Origin of the sequence: Shewanella sp. ECSMB14102 (genome assembly GCF_000813075.1) — a bacterium.
GTDB classification, from domain to species: domain Bacteria; phylum Pseudomonadota; class Gammaproteobacteria; order Enterobacterales; family Shewanellaceae; genus Shewanella; species Shewanella indica.
Genome location: NZ_JWGX01000116.1, coordinates 1 through 1,167, shown reverse-complemented (window position 1 = coordinate 1,167; position 1,167 = coordinate 1). Strand labels below are relative to the sequence as shown.

Genomic DNA, 1,167 nt, shown 5'->3' with positions numbered 1-1,167 from the left:
AGGCAGCCTAATTTAGCGAGTGGTGCACTTCGGAGTTGAATTCGCGGGTGAATGAAATGGATTTTATTGAACGAATTCAAGCTCTATCAAAGCGCGTCCCCCAAATATCCGCCAGCCTTCAAACCGAAGAAGCAACTAAGAACGCACTAATAATGCCTTTCCTAAGCTCTGTATTAGGGTACGACGTATTCAACCCAGATGAAGTACTCCCTGAGTACACTGCCGATACTCCAACGAAAAAAGGAGAAAAAGTCGACTATGCGCTGATGAAAGACGGAGAGGTGTTGATGTTGATTGAGTGCAAGAAATATAACGAAAAACTATCAATAAAACATGCTAGCCAATTATTCCGCTATTTTTCAGTCACCAAAGCAAGAATTGCCATATTGACCAACGGTGTTCAGTACCTCTTTTTTACTGATCTGGACGCTCCCAACAAGATGGATGAAAAGCCTTTTTTGGTATTAGATCTGGAGAATATTGATGAACACATAGTGCCGGAAGTTAAAAAGTTGACAAAATCAACATTTGACATGGAGTCTATCGTCAATGCCGCTGGAGAACTTAAATATCTAAGTGACATAAAGAGAATTATCAGTGATCAGTTCAAAAATCCTGAAGAAGAGTTTGTACGCTTTTTTGCCAGCAGGGTTTATGACGGCATGTTAACTCCAAAGGTAAAACAACAGTTTACTGAGATCACGGCCAAAGCTCTCAAACAGTTTATGAAAGACGGTATTAATGAAAGACTTAAGTCTGCAATGGGAGATAGAGCGACCGATGACGTTGAGGAAGTCTCAGGCTCAGATGGCGAAATCGAAAATAAGCCAAGGATAATTACGACCGAAGAAGAGGTTGACGGCTACAATGTCATCAAGGCGATTCTTAGACAAAAAGTCGATGTTAGTAGAATCACCGGACGAGATACGCAAAGCTATTTTGGAGTTCTACTGGACAACAATAATCGCAAGCCTATTTGCAGACTGCACTTTAATACCAAACAGAAATATCTCGGATTAATGGACCATGAGAAGAATGAAACCCGTCATCCGTTAGACTCAGTAGACGATATATTCCTGCATAGTGAAGCCTTACTGCAAACAATCACCTTCTACGAGTAAGAGGGTGTTCAAAATTCTGTGTCACGTTAAAAATCACAGATCGATG

The 1,167-nt window shown here is 40.9% G+C and carries 1 protein-coding gene; it reads left to right on the top strand.

The features are described from left to right. The first annotated feature begins 56 nt into the window (after nucleotides 1-56). Nucleotides 57-1,121 carry a type I restriction endonuclease gene (locus RC73_RS19590; RefSeq protein ID WP_039036201.1) on the top strand — a complete coding sequence of 355 codons (1,065 nt, stop codon included), beginning with the start codon at nucleotides 57-59 and terminating at the stop codon, nucleotides 1,119-1,121. Nucleotides 1,122-1,167 lie beyond the last annotated feature (46 nt).

Coding starts and splice junctions, on each gene's coding strand:
- RC73_RS19590 (WP_039036201.1), top strand. CDS start 57: ATGGATTTTATTGAACGAATTCAAGCTCTATCAAAGCGCGTCCCCCAA.